We start from the raw sequence: 14,494 nt of genomic DNA on the forward strand, positions 1-14,494 counted from the left end.
GTTATCAGACTGATTTGACGGGAATCTGCTCCTCAACATTCAGTCTGCCTTGAGTACGTTTAGTACGGTCAATCACATCGCCGACTAACTGACCGCATGCAGCGTCAATATCATCACCACGCGTTTTACGCACCGTGACCGTGTAATCGTATTGCATCAATGTTTTCATGAACCTATCGATGCGCGAATTACTCGGTTTCTTGTATGGTGACCCAGGATAGGGGTTAAAAGGAATCAGGTTTATCTTCGCAGGCGTGTCTTTTAACAGCTCTGCGAGTTGGCGCGCATGGTCCATATCATCATTCACGTGATCAAGGAGCACATACTCAACAGTGACTCGTCCACGGTTCGCATTTGAAGAGGCGATATAACGACGAACAGAGTCTAAAAACGTCTCGATGTTGAAGCGATCATTGATCGGCATGATTTGGCTGCGAAGCTCATCATTTGGCGCGTGAAGCGAAATAGCCAACGCCACATCGATTTTGTCAGTCATTTGATCAAGACCCGACACGACACCTGAAGTCGACACCGTCACACGACGTTTTGACAAGCCGAATCCCAAGTCATCCAACATCAAATTCAGCGACGGGATCAGGTTTTTCATGTTAAGCAACGGCTCGCCCATGCCCATCATCACCACGTTGGTGATCGGGCGACGACCCGTTTCTTTCTCGATACCAATTTCTTTCGCCGCACGCCAAACCTGACCGATGATTTCAGACACTTTCAGGTTACGGTTGAAGCCTTGTTGCGCAGTCGAGCAGAATTTACAGTCAAGCGCACAACCCACTTGTGAAGAAACACACAGGGTCGCACGATCTTCATCAGGGATGTAAACCGTTTCTACGTCTTGATTACCCACGCGCATGGCCCATTTGATGGTGCCGTCACTTGAATGCTTTGCAAGAGACACTTCTGGCGCGCGAATTTCGCATTTCGCTTTCAGTTTTTCACGAAGCTTTTTGTTGATGTTGTTCATCTGATCGAAGTCGTCACAACCAAAATGGTAAATCCACTTCATGATCTGATCAGCACGAAACGCCTTCTCGCCTAACTCATCAGCGAAAAACGCTCGTAGTGATTGCCGATCGAAATCCAGCAGATTAATTTTTTCCGTCGTCATCAGATTGCCTCGTGAAACGTAATAGAAACGGGAATATGTTGCGTTTAATTTAACAGCAACGTTGCGTCAACACATGACGACAAGCCCTGAAATCAAGGCGCGAAATTGTACAGTCTTTGTGATCCAGATTCCACCTCTTACTTGTGACCCCACTCGCCACAACACACGCAGCAAAGAAGACACAAGCATGACCATCGCGCATCACTCATGGCTTTCAACGCTGTTTTGCTCATTCAAACTGTGCATTTGCTTTAGTGTATACCCAAACAATCTGAAGATGCAGGATTCAACCTGCTCGAAGAGAGGCCATCAATGCGAACACCTTCAGGTCGTTGGGGGATTCGCCGAGAAACGCACAAAATAAAAAAGGGAGCATTCGCTCCCTTTGTTTACGTCATTCGTCGACTCTTATGAATCAGTCCTTACGAGGACAAATCTCATCACTCGCGAAGAAGTATGCAATTTCGCGTTCTGCGGATTCAGGGCTATCAGAACCATGCACTGAGTTTAGGCGCATGCTTACAGCAAAATCTGCACGAAGCGTGCCGCAGGCTGCTTCTTCTGGATTCGTTTTACCCATCAGCTCGCGGTAACGACTGATGGCGTTGTCACCTTCCAACGTTTGCACCATCACTGGACCAGACGTCATGAATTCAACGAGATCGTTATAAAAAGGCTTTCCCTCATGCTCAGCATAAAACCCTTTCGCTTTCTCTTCGGAAAGGTGCAGCATTTTTGCAGCAACAACACGTAATCCTGCTGCTTCAATTCGTTGGTAAATTGCGCCAATCAAATTACGTTCAACGGCGTCAGGCTTCACGATCGAAAAAGTGCGCTCAATAGTCATTTTGTATTCCTTTTTTTATTCGCCTGATAACGCCTTATTAGCGCGTTATCAGCTTGTTATCTTAAGGACAGCCTACCAGAGCATTCCGCCATACCCCACCCCGATATCGCGGAACCGTTAACTCTGTTGTTAATTCTAAGGGTGAGTTGTTAATTAACAGGTTGCTTTACGTTTTTACCGACAAAAATATCAGTTATCGTGCCGATTCGTCGACCAATATGCGAGACAAGGTTTTCACGCCCATGCCCGTTGCGCCAACCGACCATTTGTCGCTTGCGCCTTTGCGGTAAGTGCCCGAGCAATCAAGGTGAACCCACCCTTTTTTGTAGTCATCAACGAAGTACGACAAAAACGCGGCTGCCGTGCTCGCACCAGGTGAATACTGTCCACCACTTACGTTCGCCAAATCAGCAAAGCTTGAAGGCAGCATGTTGCGGTGGAATTCAGCAAGTGGCAGCTGCCACATGCCTTCGTTTTCCGCATCAGCAGCGCTAAGGCAACGCTGAGCCAGATTTTGGTCAAATGAGAACAATGCATGGTAATCATTGCCCAACGCCATTTTGGCTGAACCAGTTAAGGTCGCACAGTCTATGGTCAATGCAGGATTGTACTTGTTCGCGTAAAGAAGACCATCTGCAAGCACTAGGCGCCCTTCTGCATCTGAGTTCAATACTTCAACGGTCACACCATTTTTGTAGGTGATGATGTCGCCAAGTTTGTAAGCATTGCTGGAAATCATGTTTTCAGCACAGCACAGGATCAGCTTAACGCGCTTGTTTAACCCTTGTGCAATCGCAAGCCCTAAACCACCGGTCGCCATTGCTGCACCGCCCATGTCGGCTTTCATGGAATCCATGTAGCTCGATTGCTTGATGCTGTAGCCACCAGAGTCAAAGGTAATGCCTTTACCAATGATACACGCGAAGACTTCGGCATCCGCATCGCCCGTTGGGTTATAGTCCAACTGCAGCATCGCCGGTTTACGCGCAGAGCCGCGACCCACGGTGTGAATGCCGACCCAACCGTGCTCAAGCAAGTCAGCGCCTGACACAATCTTGTATTTCACGTTTTCTGGGTTTGGCGCCTGTGATTTAATGAACTCACCAGCACGAACTGCAAGTTGCTGAGGGCCGACTTCTTCTGCGGTTTCATTGATAATTTGGCGAACCCAATCTGTCGCCACAATACGGTTGTTCAACTCTTTCTGTTGTTTGTCATCCAGTGTTGGCGCAGCAAACTCATAGCCCGCTTTTGGACCACGTAAACCTTGATAGAATGCCCACGCAGATTCGACGTCCCAGTTATCGCCTTTTAACGCCACTTTGCGAATACCTTGCGTATCCAGCTTTCTCGCAGCTTGCTGCACATTATCCAAGGCGGCTTCACCCTTCGCGTGCACCGTCGCACCGTGTTGGTCAAAAGAGATAACGGCGTTAGCACCACCCCACACATCAGCTGCGGGCTCATTGGTCAGTGCGATTTGCATCTTGTCGGTCATGTTGAACTCCTTGTTCCTAGCCCTTACTGAAACAATAGTAAGGTTTTTAATTCTGAAGGCTGACGTTTGTTATCTACGAAGGGAAAGCTTGATAGCAAGCACATACCCTTTGCAGTATGTGTATCATTGTGAACATCAAAAATGACGTATTGATGAGAAAAACAAAGCGGGCCATAAGCCCGCTTGGATAAAACTAATGTGCCTGTAAAAAACCCATCAAACAAGCACTTTAGCCAACGATTAATCCATTTCGTCCATCCAGCACAGGATGATCGCCTCTAGGATTTTTTCGTTTGAGTGATTAGGGTCATCAGAAAAATCGTCCAACTCCATCACCCACGCGTGTAGATCTGTAAACCTCACGGTTTTAGGGTCAGTGTCAGGAAACTTTTCCACCAGTTCAATCGCGATATCGCGTGAATCAATCCATTTCAGGCTCATTGTCTCAACTCCCTACAATCACTCACTCGTTTGGCAATGCCAAGCGAAACTTAATGGTTTTCTGCTGCGTGGTTCAGAGTATAACGCGGCACTTCAACAACCAAGTCTTTGTCCGCCACTTTCGCCTGGCAACCTAAACGTGATTCTGGCTCAAGGCCCCATGCTTTATCCAGCATGTCGTCTTCCAATTCGTCACTTTCGTCAAGTGAGTCGAATCCTTCACGAATAACCACATGACACGTTGTACACGCACAAGATTTTTCACACGCATGTTCAATTGCAATGCCGTTGCGTAGTGCAACGTCTAATACTGTTTCTCCGGCTTCTGCTTCCAGAACTGCACCTTCAGGGCAAAGGTCTTGGTGTGGCAGAACAACAATCTTTGGCATGTTTAAACCTCGTCAATGGAATGGCCAGCCAAGGCTTCACGGATGGATTTGTCCATACGGCGTGAGGCAAAGTCTTGGCTCGCTTTATCTGTGTCTTTGATGCCTTGCTCAATGGCTGCAGCATCATCGCCATTACGCAGCACAATCAAGGCTTCAATGGCAGAAATTAGGGCTTTCTTTTCGTCTTCTGACAGCAACTCATCGCCATTGGCATCAAGCGCAACCAGCAGCCCTTCAATCACACGGTCAGCTTCAACGCGTTGCTCCGCAAGGTAGCGCGCATCTTTGTCTTCTTGTGCGTGTGTAAAGGAAGAGCGGATCATGTTGGCAATTTCATCATCACTCAAACCGTAAGAAGGCTTAACTTGGATCGATGATTGCACTTCCGTGCTCTTTTCCATCGCCGTCACGGATAGCAAACCATCCGCATCAACCTGATAGGTGACACGAATGTGCGCAGCACCCGCAGACATTGGAGGAATGCCTTTCAGCGTAAAGTTCGCTAGCGAACGACAATCGTCCACCATCTCACGTTCACCCTGAACGATGTGCACTTTCATGCCGGTTTGACCGTCTTTGAAGGTAGTGAATTCTTGTGCGCGAGCGACAGGGATCGTGGTGTTACGTGGAATAATTTTCTCCACCAAACCACCCATGGTTTCAATACCCAAAGACAACGGGATAACGTCCAACAGCAGCATTTCGCCATCTGGCTTATTGCCAACGAGAATATCGGCTTGGGTTGCTGCACCAATCGCAACAACTTTGTCTGGGTCAATCGTGGTAAGTGGCGTACGGCCAAAGAACTCACCCACTTTTTCACGCACCAATGGCACGCGGGTAGAGCCCCCCACCATCACCGCTTCTAGCACGTCGTCAGTTTTCACTTGCGCATCTTTTAGCGCACGGCGGCAAGAAAGCAGCGTTTTCTTCACAAGCGCACCAATCAGTTCATCAAACTGATCACGAGTGAGTGCGCCTTGCCAATCAAGCACTGAAATGTCTGTGGTGTCTGCATCGCTCAACGCGACTTTGGCTGCAGTTGCCGCATTCAACAATCGACGGTGATCATCACCAGACAGCGAAGCGAAGCCTGCTTGCTCAGCGATCCAATCTGCAATCAGATGGTCAAAATCATCACCACCCAGCGCGGAGTCGCCGCCCGTTGCGAGCACTTCAAATACGCCTTTAGACAGACGCAAGATAGAGATATCGAATGTGCCGCCACCAAGGTCATAAACAGCAATGACGCCTTCTTGGCCCGAATCCAAACCATAAGCGATGGCCGCAGCGGTTGGCTCATTAAGCAGTCGAAGAACGTTTAAGCCCGCCAGTTTCGCCGCATCTTTTGTGCCTGCACGCTGTGCATCGTCAAAATAGGCTGGAACGGTAATCACAACACCTTCGAGTTCAGCACCGAGTGATGCCTCAGCACGTTCGTTGACTGTGCGAAGAATATCCGCAGACACTTCGATAGGGTTTTTGTTGCCCGAACGTGTGTTGATCAACGGCAAGCCGTTTTCAGAGGCAGTAAGTGCATAAGGAAGGTGTGGATAACGAGATTGAACATCCGCCAGCGAACGACCCATCATGCGTTTTACTGACACTATGGTGTTTGCGCTGTCTGTTTCGGAGCGAGCTTGTGCGTCATAACCCACGAGTGTCGCATCTTCACCGTAGTGAACCACTGAAGGGATCAGTGCGCGACCTTGGATGTCGTTAAGCGTTGTCGCTGTGCCACTTCGTACTGAAGCAACAAGCGTGTTGGTGGTGCCAAGGTCAATACCTACCGCAAGCTTGTGCTCGTGCGGCGCAGCACTTTGACCCGGTTCTGCAATTTGTAACAGTGCCATGTTGGTTCCTGTAGCCGGACCCGCCGCCGCGTGTTGTTAACCGAGCAGCCGATCTTCGATTCGTTCGATTTCTTGTTTGAGTTTGACGAGAAACTTGAGTTTACGAACCAGTACCGCAGCAGTTTCCCATTGCGCACTGTTCAAGGCGTCTTTCAATTCAATCAATAGTGATTGGTGAATCGCCACCGTCTTCTCTTCGAAGTCAAACAACAATACATCTGGCTCATTGCTGTCTGCAATATCTTCTAGCTCTTCACGCATTTCCATTTGCTGCATCAAAAACTCAGGATCTTGCATGGTTTGGGTTTCGTCACGCAATTCTAATCCATTCAGCGCAAGCAGGTATTCTGCGCGTCTGACGGGATCACTGAGGGTTTGGTAAGCATCATTGATTTGAGCCGCTTTCTGAACGGCGAGCAGGCGCTCTTGTTCCGATGCTGTGGCAAATTTGTCTGGATGAAAGCGTCGCTGAAGTTCGCGAAACTGTGAAGAAAGAGAGCTACCATCCAGATCAAACTGAGATGATAGCCCGAATAATTCGAAATGATTCATTTCAACTCACGGATTAAACGTTAAAGCTTTCGCCGCAACCACACTCACTGTTGACGTTAGGGTTGTTGAACTGGAAGCCTTCATTCAACCCTTCTTTTGCAAAGTCCAGCTCGGTGCCGTCGAGATACAGCATGCTTTTGCTGTCGACAATCACTTTCACACCTTTCTCTTCAAAGACATGGTCTTCTTCTTCGAGATCATCGACAAACTCCAGTACGTAAGCCATACCAGAACAGCCAGAAGTGCGAACACCTAGGCGCAACCCAAGGCCTTTGCCTCGGCTTTCAAGAAAAGAGCGAACGCGTGATGCGGCCGCTTCTGTCATCGTTATGGCCATAGATACAACAACCCTTTACGTATTAAGCTTCGTGTTTCTTTTTGTAATCACTGACTGCAGCTTTGATGGCATCTTCCGCCAAAATTGAGCAGTGTACTTTTACTGGTGGCAGTTCAAGCTCTTCCGCGATTTCAGCGTTTTTGATCGCTGCTGCTTCGTCAAGTGACTTGCCTTTTACCCACTCGGTAACCAGTGAGCTTGAGGCGATAGCAGAACCACAACCATAGGTTTTAAACTTCGCATCTTCGATGATGCCTTGCTCGTTAACCTTGATTTGAAGCTTCATCACGTCACCACATGCTGGTGCGCCAACCATACCACTACCAATACTTGGATCATTCTTGTCGAATCCACCAACATTGCGTGGGTTTTCATAGTGATCGATTACTTTTTCGCTGTAAGCCATGATCTGTTCCTCGAAATCCAGAGACCGCTTAGTGGTGTGCCCACTCAACAGTGTTTAAATCAATACCTTCTTTGTACATATCCCAAAGAGGTGACATTTCACGCAGCTTGATAACCGCTTTACGAACCTGCTCGATTGCGTGGTCAACTTCTTCTTCTGTCGTGAAACGACCGAAAGAGAAGCGAATTGAGCTATGTGCCAATTCGTCATTCAGACCCAATGCACGCAATACATAAGAAGGCTCAAGGCTCGCTGATGTACATGCCGAACCCGATGATACCGCCAAGTCTTTCAGCGCCATCAGCAGTGATTCACCTTCAACAAAGGCGAAGCTAATGTTCAAGTTTGCAGCAACACGTTGCTCAAAATCACCGTTCACGTAAACCGCTTCAAGATCTTTTACGCCATCGTAAAAACGGTTACGCAGTGCTAGTGCATGTGCTTGGTCTTTTTCTAGATCTTCTTTCGCGAGGCGGAATGCAACGCCCATGCCCACGATTTGGTGCGTAGGCAATGTGCCTGAACGCATGCCACGTTCGTGACCGCCGCCGTGCATTTGCGCTTCCAGGCGAATACGTGGCTTACGGCGAACATACAAAGCACCAATGCCTTTAGGGCCGTAGGCTTTATGTGCACTCATCGAAATAAGGTCGACTTTGATTTCTTGCGTATCTAGCGGCAATTTACCGACAGATTGTGCAGCATCAACGTGGAATACCACTTTGCGCTCACGGCATAGTTCACCGATGGCTGCGATATCTTGGATCACGCCGATTTCGTTGTTCACGTGCATGATAGAAACAAGCACAGTGTCTTCACGCATGGCGTCTGCCAATTTGTTCAGATCGATAATGCCGTTTGATTCTGGCTCAAGGTACGTCACCTCATACCCTTCACGCTCAAGTTGGCGACAAGGGTCAAGCACAGCTTTGTGCTCTGTTTTACAGGTGATGATGTGTTTGCCTTTCTTGCTGTAGAAGTGCGCAACACCTTTAATCGCCAGGTTATCAGACTCAGTAGCACCAGAAGTGAATACGATTTCACGCGGGTCTGCGTTCAGATAATTCGCGATATCTTCACGTGCAGTATCAACCGCTTCTTCTGCCTGCCAACCAAAACGGTGCGAGCGAGATGCAGGGTTACCGAATACGCCATCTAGCGTCAGGTGCTGCATCATTACTTCAGCAACACGCGGGTCTACCGGGCATGTAGCTGAATAGTCAAAATAAATTGGCAATTTCATTTGTATCTCCAAATACTCCGGTACGGCTAATCAAGAGCGAAAATTCACACCCAGAGCACTTGCTGGGTTTTCACTGCTACTGGAGTTTAAGCCATGTCTAACAATTGTTGACGAATCAAGCGATGAGTCTTGACGACCTGCCACCTGCTTAACTTCGTTATCTTGCATCAACTCGCCGAGCGAGATGTCATTCAAAAAGCTGCTAATGCGTGAACTAAGGTCACGCCAAAGTGTGTGTGTCAGGCAGCGTGTTCCGCCTTGGCAATCGCCTTTACCTTGACACTTCGTGGCATCAACGGATTCATCAACCGCTGCGATAACCATGCCAACGGCAATGTCGTTAGCATCCACACCTAGACGGTAGCCACCGCCTGGTCCACGTACGCTAGACACTAGGCCTGCTTTACGTAGACGGGAAAATAGTTGCTCAAGATAAGACAGAGAAATCCCTTGACGCTCTGAAATATCAGCAAGAGGCACGGGGCCCATTTCTGAATGCAACGCGACGTCCAACATCGCAGTTACGGCATATCTACCTTTAGAAGTCAGTCTCATAACACTCTACCTTTGAGTAACAATGAACCGAGTCTGACATACCCGACTAAAACGGTCAAGTATTTACCCGAGTGTTTTAGTCAAGTTTTTAACCCTTAACAAAAAGAGGTTATTTTGACGTCTCTTTCGCAATTTTTTCGACTGAAGAAAGTACACCACGAAGAATATTTAGCTCTTGGCTTTCAGGTCTTGCGCGGTTAAATAAACGTCTTAGTTTGGTCATCACCATGCCAGGATGCTGTTTTTTGATGAAACCAGTGGTATCCAATATCGTCTCTAGGTGCGCATAGAAACGCTCGAGATCTTCCGACAGTGGATACTCTTGTTCTTTTACTTCACCTTTATAGGCTTGGCTATCTAACCACGCCATGCGCGTTTCGTAACAAAGGGTTTGTACCGCCATGGCCAGATTCAGTGAGCTGTATTCTGGGTTTGCCGGGATGGCTACGTGATAGTTACACGCTTGAAGCTCATCATTCGACAGACCAGTGCGCTCACGACCAAACACGAAGGCAACGGGATGCTGGGTTGATTCCTCGATAGCTTTAATGCCACTTTCGCGAGAATCTAACATCGGCCAATCAAGAGTACGGCTTCGTGCACTTGTCCCGATCACCAAGCCGCAGTCAGCGACCGCCTCTTCCACAGTATTTACAATGCGAGCATTGTTAGCGATATCACTTGCGCCAGCTGCTAAAGCAATGGCCTGTCCATCAACACTGCACTCTGGTGCCACCAAGACTAAGTTTGTCAGTCCCATGACTTTCATTGCACGTGCTGCTGAACCAATGTTGCCTGAATGCGATGTGCCAACAAGCACAATTCGAATATTTTCTAACATTTAGAAACCACTGCATACTGTTGAAGAAATTAAGCCGCCGGATTCTACCATATTGGTATGAAAGATGGGCCGCTTTTGGCGCGACAAGAACAGTGAGCGAGCAAAAAATAACCACTTCCCTTTTACCGCAGCTCTGATATACTCGCCGCCGCTTTCCGTTCTTTAACATCCGTTGGGAAATTTGTATGCATCCTATGCTAAACATTGCCATTCGCGCTGCGCGAAAGGCTGGCGACTTTATCGCTAAATCTGCTGAAAACCCTGATAACGTAGAAGCCACTCAAAAAGGCACTAATGACTTCGTTACCAATATCGATACTTCTGCTGAGCACATTGTTATCGATGTAATCAAGAAATCTTACCCTGACCACAGCATCGTTTCTGAAGAAGCGGGCGTTATCTCAGGTAAAGATGCTGATTACCAATGGATCATCGACCCACTGGATGGCACCACCAACTTCGTAAAAGGCATTCCACACTTCTCTGTGTCTATCGCTCTGCGTATTAAAGGCCGCACTGAAGTTGCGTGTGTTTACGACCCAATCCGTAACGAACTGTTCTCTGCACAACGCGGTTCTGGCGCACAGCTAAACAGCAAGCGTATTCGTGTGAACAGCCCGAAAGACCTGACCGGCACTATTCTAGCGACAGGTTTCCCGTACAAAGCAAAACAACACTCTGAAGGCTTCATGAAAGTCGTTAGTGCACTTTTCGTTGATTGCGCAGACTTCCGTCGTACGGGTTCTGCAGCACTTGACCTTTGCTACGTTGCAGCGGGTCGTTTCGACGGTTTCTTCGAGCTAGGCTTGAAACCTTGGGACATGGCAGCGGGTGAGCTTATCGCGCGTGAAGCAGGCGCACTGTGCACCGACTTCTCTGGCGCAACAGATTACATGCAGACAGGCAACATCGTGTCTGCAAGCCCTAAAGTACTGAAAGGTATTTTGGCGAAAGTTCGCGACAACGCGAACGAAGCAATGAAGAAATAAGATTCGTTAGAATCGAAAAAAACGGCGTCCCTCGGGGCGCCGTTTTTGTTTGGAGGCAAGATACGAGATACGAGATACGAGATACGATTTTTACAAGTTGGTCAAAGCCGTCAATCTTTTCTCTCCCTGCTCTATCTCTTACCTCAAAACTGCTCTTTTCTCGCCTCTCGACACTCGTTTTCCCCCATAAAAAAAATGGAGCCTTTCGGCTCCATTTTTTATTTCAGCATGCGTTACGGCATTGCATCGAACTCTTCGCCTTCCTTCTCCACAGGAGGAGGTGGAAGTAAGTGTTCACGGGTAATACCCAACTTGAGTGCCAGTGCAGATGCAACGTAGATTGATGAGTAAGTACCCACGGTAATACCAATCAACAATGCTGCAGCGAAACCATGGATCATCGCGCCACCTTGAAGGAACAAGGCAATAACAACGAACAAGGTTGTACCAGAGGTGATCAATGTACGGCTCAATGTCTGAGAGACAGAGGCGTTAATCACTTCGTCTGGATCACCCTTACGCATTTTACGGAAGTTCTCTCGAATACGGTCAAACACAACGATGGTATCGTTCAATGAATAACCTACCACCGTCAGCAATGCTGCCACGATGGTCAAATCAACTTCGATTTGGAAGAAAGAGAAAATACCGAGCGTAATGATAATATCGTGCGCCAAAGACATCACCGCACCCGCAGCAAGACGCCATTCGAAACGAACAGAGACGTACAGCAGAATACAGATCAATGAAGCAAGAATGGCAAGACCACCCGCTTCCGTCAGTTCATCGCCCACGTTAGGACCGACAAACTCAATACGACGCATTTCAACGGTTTCGCCAGTGCCCGCTTTAATGGCATCAAGGATTTGGTTGCCAAGCAACTCACCTTTAACATCATCGCGTGGACGCAAACGCACCATCACATCACGTGCAGTACCAAAGGTTTGAACCACCGCATCACCGAAGCCATTGGCCTCCAGCGATTCACGGATCATCGGAAGGTTTGCAGGTTGCTCAAAACCAACTTCAATCAGCGTACCGCCAGTAAAGTCCAACCCCCAGTTTAACCATTTGGTTGATAGGCTCGCGAACGATGCTGCAATCATTAGCAAAGAGAAAATGAAAGCAGTCTTTGACCAACGCATGAAGTTAATCGACAGGTCGGCTTTTAAAATTTGAAACATTTTTATGCCTCCTTAAATCGATAACTTATCAATGCGCTTACCGCCGTACACAAGGTTAACCAGTGCACGGGTACCGATAATTGCGGTGAACATAGAGGTCAAAATACCGATAGACAGCGTCACGGCGAAGCCTTTCACTGCGCCTGTACCGACAGAGAACAAAATGATCGCTGTGATAAGGGTAGTGATATTGGCATCGGCAATGGTGCTGAATGCATTCGCGTATCCCTGATGGATCGCTTGCTGCGGATTTCGCCCTTCGGCTAACTCTTCACGTATCCGCTCGAATATCAGCACGTTGGCATCAATCGCCATACCGACGGTCAACACGATACCTGCAATACCTGGCAAGGTCATGGTCGCGCCCGGGATCATCGACATGATACCGATGATAAGCACGATGTTGGCAAACAACGCACAGTTCGCAAAGATGCCGAATTTACGGTAGTAGATAAGCGTAAAGATCATGACCGCAACCAAACCCCAAATACAGGCTTTAATACCCATATCGATGTTCTGTTGACCCATAGATGGACCAATGGTGCGCTCTTCTACAATCGAGATAGGGGCAATCAATGCACCCGCACGAAGCAACAACGCAAGGTTTTGCGCTTCTGATTGTGAATCAATCCCCGTGATACGGAAATTACGACCCAGCGCCGTTTGAATGGTCGCTTGGTTAATCACTTCTTCATGTTTAGAAAGAATGATTTTGCCGTTTTCGTCACGTTTGCCGCTGTCTTTGTATTCAGCAAATACCGTCGCCATTAGCTTGCCGACATTGTTCTTACTGAACGCAGCCATCTTGCTACCACCGTCGCTGTCTAGCGAGATGTTAACTTGAGGACGGTTGTATTCATCAGCGCTAGAACTTGCATCGGTGATGCTTGAACCGCCAAGAATAACGCGCTTTTTCAGAACGACAGGGCGACCATCACGATCTGTTTTGATTTCACTGCCCGGTGGCACGCGGCCAGCCGCTGCGGCAGCAAGATCGGCACTGTCATCCACTTCGCGGAACTCAAGGGTTGCTGTAGCGCCCAAGATTTCTTTTGCACGTGCAGTGTCTTGAACACCAGGAAGCTCAACAACGATGCGGCTTGCACCTTGACGTTGAACCAATGGCTCAGCAACACCCAGCTCATTCACACGGTTACGAAGAATCGTGATGTTCTGGCTAACGGCGTAGTTACGGATCTCAAGCAAACGCTCTTCGGTGAATTTACCTGACACCGCGAAACGGCTGCTGTCAGTGGTAAACACCATATCAGGATGCAATTTCTCGAGTTCGGCTTCTGCCGCATCCATGTCCGCTTCATTACGGAACATCACTTCAACGTTGTCATCACTGCCAACGCGAAGACCACGGTAACGGATTTTCGCTTCACGCAGTTCGGTACGGAATGTCTCTTCCTGTTGAGTGAGTAGCTTTTCCATTGCTGCGTCCATGTCCACTTCCATCAAGAAGTGCACGCCGCCGCGAAGGTCAAGACCCAGTTTCATAGGATTCGCACCAATGGCTTCAAGCCATGATGGCGTAGCTGGCGCAAGGTTGAGAGCAACAATTAACCCTTCGTCGAGCGATTCGCTTAGCGCGTCACGTCCTGCGATTTGGTTATCAGTGTCGGAGAAGCGTACCAGTACTGTGCCGTTTTCTAGCGCAATGGAGTTGAAAGGAAGCTTATCTTTTTCGAGGGTAGCTTTTACGGTATCCAGAGTTGAGATATCAACCGAGGCGCCACGCGCCCCGGTGATTTGAACCGCTGGATCTTCACCGTAAATATTGGGAAGTGCATAGAGTGCGCCGACGAAAATCACCAACGCAACCATAATGTACTTCCACAAAGGATAACGGTTTAGCACTGCTATGATCCTTTATGGTTAGGGGCTTATAGCGACTTAATCGTGCCTTTAGGCAGAACAGCAGTCACAAAATCCTTTTTGATAGTTACTTCGTTGTTGTCGTTCAGAGCAATAACAATGAAATCGTTGTCTTCTGAAATCTTAGTGATTTTACCAACAAGGCCACCGCCAGTTAGTACTTCGTCACCTTTACCCATCGACGACATCAGGGTCTTGTGGTCTTTCACACGTTTTGCCTGTGGACGATAAATCATGAAGTAGAAAATTACGGCAAACAGGCCAAGCATAATAAATAGCTGCATACCGCCACCTTGTGGTGCGCCTTCTGCTGCTGCATGAGCTTGTGAAATAAACATTCAGTCACGTCCTC

General features: G+C 48.2%; 16 protein-coding genes. 1 reads left to right on the forward strand and 15 read right to left on the reverse strand.

The window, feature by feature from the left end; translation table 11 throughout:
- Positions 1 to 4: 4 nt before the first annotated feature.
- From rlmN to trmJ, 12 genes are all read right to left on the reverse strand, one after another.
- Positions 5 to 1,126: a dual-specificity RNA methyltransferase RlmN gene (gene rlmN, locus BM082_RS19205; protein ID WP_017008626.1), complete on the reverse strand. Its 1,122-nt coding sequence runs from the start codon at positions 1,124 to 1,126 to the stop codon at positions 5 to 7.
- Positions 1,127 to 1,541: 415 nt separating this feature from the next.
- Positions 1,542 to 1,973 (reverse strand): nucleoside-diphosphate kinase, encoded by a 432-nt coding sequence (gene ndk, locus BM082_RS19210; RefSeq protein ID WP_017016686.1) that lies wholly within the window; start codon positions 1,971 to 1,973, stop codon positions 1,542 to 1,544.
- 193 nt (positions 1,974 to 2,166) lie between these two features.
- Entirely contained in the window at positions 2,167 to 3,471 is a 1,305-nt protein-coding gene (gene pepB / locus BM082_RS19215) for an aminopeptidase PepB (RefSeq protein WP_017008624.1), read from the reverse strand.
- A gap of 240 nt (positions 3,472 to 3,711) precedes the next feature.
- Complete coding sequence (gene iscX, locus BM082_RS19220; protein ID WP_017008623.1) at positions 3,712 to 3,912, reverse strand: Fe-S cluster assembly protein IscX; 201 nt, start codon at positions 3,910 to 3,912, stop codon at positions 3,712 to 3,714.
- Between the two features lie 50 nt (positions 3,913 to 3,962).
- Complete coding sequence (gene fdx, locus BM082_RS19225; protein WP_017008622.1) at positions 3,963 to 4,301, reverse strand: ISC system 2Fe-2S type ferredoxin; 339 nt, start codon at positions 4,299 to 4,301, stop codon at positions 3,963 to 3,965.
- Positions 4,302 to 4,303: 2 nt separating this feature from the next.
- Positions 4,304 to 6,154 (reverse strand): Fe-S protein assembly chaperone HscA, encoded by a 1,851-nt coding sequence (gene hscA, locus BM082_RS19230; protein ID WP_017016685.1) that lies wholly within the window; start codon positions 6,152 to 6,154, stop codon positions 4,304 to 4,306.
- Between the two features lie 36 nt (positions 6,155 to 6,190).
- Positions 6,191 to 6,706, reverse strand: a complete 516-nt coding sequence (gene hscB / locus BM082_RS19235) for a co-chaperone HscB (protein ID WP_017016684.1) — start codon at positions 6,704 to 6,706, stop codon at positions 6,191 to 6,193.
- A 13-nt stretch (positions 6,707 to 6,719) separates the two neighbouring features.
- Positions 6,720 to 7,043 (reverse strand): iron-sulfur cluster assembly protein IscA, encoded by a 324-nt coding sequence (gene iscA / locus BM082_RS19240; RefSeq protein WP_017008619.1) that lies wholly within the window; start codon positions 7,041 to 7,043, stop codon positions 6,720 to 6,722.
- Between the two features lie 22 nt (positions 7,044 to 7,065).
- Complete coding sequence (gene iscU, locus BM082_RS19245; RefSeq protein WP_017008618.1) at positions 7,066 to 7,449, reverse strand: Fe-S cluster assembly scaffold IscU; 384 nt, start codon at positions 7,447 to 7,449, stop codon at positions 7,066 to 7,068.
- Between the two features lie 28 nt (positions 7,450 to 7,477).
- Positions 7,478 to 8,692, reverse strand: a complete 1,215-nt coding sequence (locus BM082_RS19250; RefSeq protein WP_017016683.1) for an IscS subfamily cysteine desulfurase — start codon at positions 8,690 to 8,692, stop codon at positions 7,478 to 7,480.
- Between the two features lie 30 nt (positions 8,693 to 8,722).
- Entirely contained in the window at positions 8,723 to 9,247 is a 525-nt protein-coding gene (iscR, locus tag BM082_RS19255; protein ID WP_017012612.1) for a Fe-S cluster assembly transcriptional regulator IscR, read from the reverse strand.
- Between the two features lie 109 nt (positions 9,248 to 9,356).
- Entirely contained in the window at positions 9,357 to 10,088 is a 732-nt protein-coding gene (gene trmJ, locus BM082_RS19260) for a tRNA (cytosine(32)/uridine(32)-2'-O)-methyltransferase TrmJ (protein WP_017008615.1), read from the reverse strand.
- 185 nt (positions 10,089 to 10,273) lie between these two features.
- Here trmJ and suhB point away from each other — a divergent pair, with 185 nt between their 5' ends.
- Entirely contained in the window at positions 10,274 to 11,077 is an 804-nt protein-coding gene (gene suhB, locus BM082_RS19265; protein ID WP_017016682.1) for an inositol-1-monophosphatase, read from the forward strand.
- A 233-nt stretch (positions 11,078 to 11,310) separates the two neighbouring features.
- Here suhB and secF read toward each other — a convergent pair whose 3' ends face one another.
- From secF to yajC, 3 genes are read right to left on the reverse strand one after another with little or no spacing between them, the layout of a single operon-like run.
- Positions 11,311 to 12,261 carry a protein translocase subunit SecF gene (gene secF / locus BM082_RS19270; RefSeq protein ID WP_017012610.1) on the reverse strand — a complete coding sequence of 317 codons (951 nt, stop codon included), beginning with the start codon at positions 12,259 to 12,261 and terminating at the stop codon, positions 11,311 to 11,313.
- 12 nt (positions 12,262 to 12,273) lie between these two features.
- Complete coding sequence (gene secD, locus BM082_RS19275; RefSeq protein ID WP_017008612.1) at positions 12,274 to 14,124, reverse strand: protein translocase subunit SecD; 1,851 nt, start codon at positions 14,122 to 14,124, stop codon at positions 12,274 to 12,276.
- Positions 14,125 to 14,150: 26 nt separating this feature from the next.
- On the reverse strand, positions 14,151 to 14,480 hold the full coding sequence (yajC, locus tag BM082_RS19280; protein ID WP_017008611.1) for a preprotein translocase subunit YajC: 330 nt from the start codon (positions 14,478 to 14,480) through the stop codon (positions 14,151 to 14,153).
- Positions 14,481 to 14,494 lie beyond the last annotated feature (14 nt).

Origin of the sequence: Enterovibrio norvegicus DSM 15893 (genome assembly GCF_900115495.1) — a bacterium.
GTDB classification, from domain to species: domain Bacteria; phylum Pseudomonadota; class Gammaproteobacteria; order Enterobacterales; family Vibrionaceae; genus Enterovibrio; species Enterovibrio norvegicus.

Excerpts from the sequence above, each read along its gene's own strand:
- trmJ (WP_017008615.1), bottom strand. The coding sequence starts at position 10,088 with ATGTTAGAAAATATTCGAATTGTGCTTGTTGGCACATCGCATTCAGGC.
- hscB (WP_017016684.1), bottom strand. The coding sequence starts at position 6,706 with ATGAATCATTTCGAATTATTCGGGCTATCATCTCAGTTTGATCTGGAT.
- hscA (WP_017016685.1), bottom strand. The coding sequence starts at position 6,154 with ATGGCACTGTTACAAATTGCAGAACCGGGTCAAAGTGCTGCGCCGCAC.
- ndk (WP_017016686.1), bottom strand. The coding sequence starts at position 1,973 with ATGACTATTGAGCGCACTTTTTCGATCGTGAAGCCTGACGCCGTTGAA.
- pepB (WP_017008624.1), bottom strand. The coding sequence starts at position 3,471 with ATGACCGACAAGATGCAAATCGCACTGACCAATGAGCCCGCAGCTGAT.
- iscR (WP_017012612.1), bottom strand. The coding sequence starts at position 9,247 with ATGAGACTGACTTCTAAAGGTAGATATGCCGTAACTGCGATGTTGGAC.
- iscA (WP_017008619.1), bottom strand. The coding sequence starts at position 7,043 with ATGGCCATAACGATGACAGAAGCGGCCGCATCACGCGTTCGCTCTTTT.
- iscX (WP_017008623.1), bottom strand. The coding sequence starts at position 3,912 with ATGAGCCTGAAATGGATTGATTCACGCGATATCGCGATTGAACTGGTG.
- secF (WP_017012610.1), bottom strand. The coding sequence starts at position 12,261 with ATGTTTCAAATTTTAAAAGCCGACCTGTCGATTAACTTCATGCGTTGG.
- suhB (WP_017016682.1), top strand. The coding sequence starts at position 10,274 with ATGCATCCTATGCTAAACATTGCCATTCGCGCTGCGCGAAAGGCTGGC.
- iscU (WP_017008618.1), bottom strand. The coding sequence starts at position 7,449 with ATGGCTTACAGCGAAAAAGTAATCGATCACTATGAAAACCCACGCAAT.
- rlmN (WP_017008626.1), bottom strand. The coding sequence starts at position 1,126 with ATGACGACGGAAAAAATTAATCTGCTGGATTTCGATCGGCAATCACTA.
- yajC (WP_017008611.1), bottom strand. The coding sequence starts at position 14,480 with ATGTTTATTTCACAAGCTCATGCAGCAGCAGAAGGCGCACCACAAGGT.
- fdx (WP_017008622.1), bottom strand. The coding sequence starts at position 4,301 with ATGCCAAAGATTGTTGTTCTGCCACACCAAGACCTTTGCCCTGAAGGT.
- BM082_RS19250 (WP_017016683.1), bottom strand. The coding sequence starts at position 8,692 with ATGAAATTGCCAATTTATTTTGACTATTCAGCTACATGCCCGGTAGAC.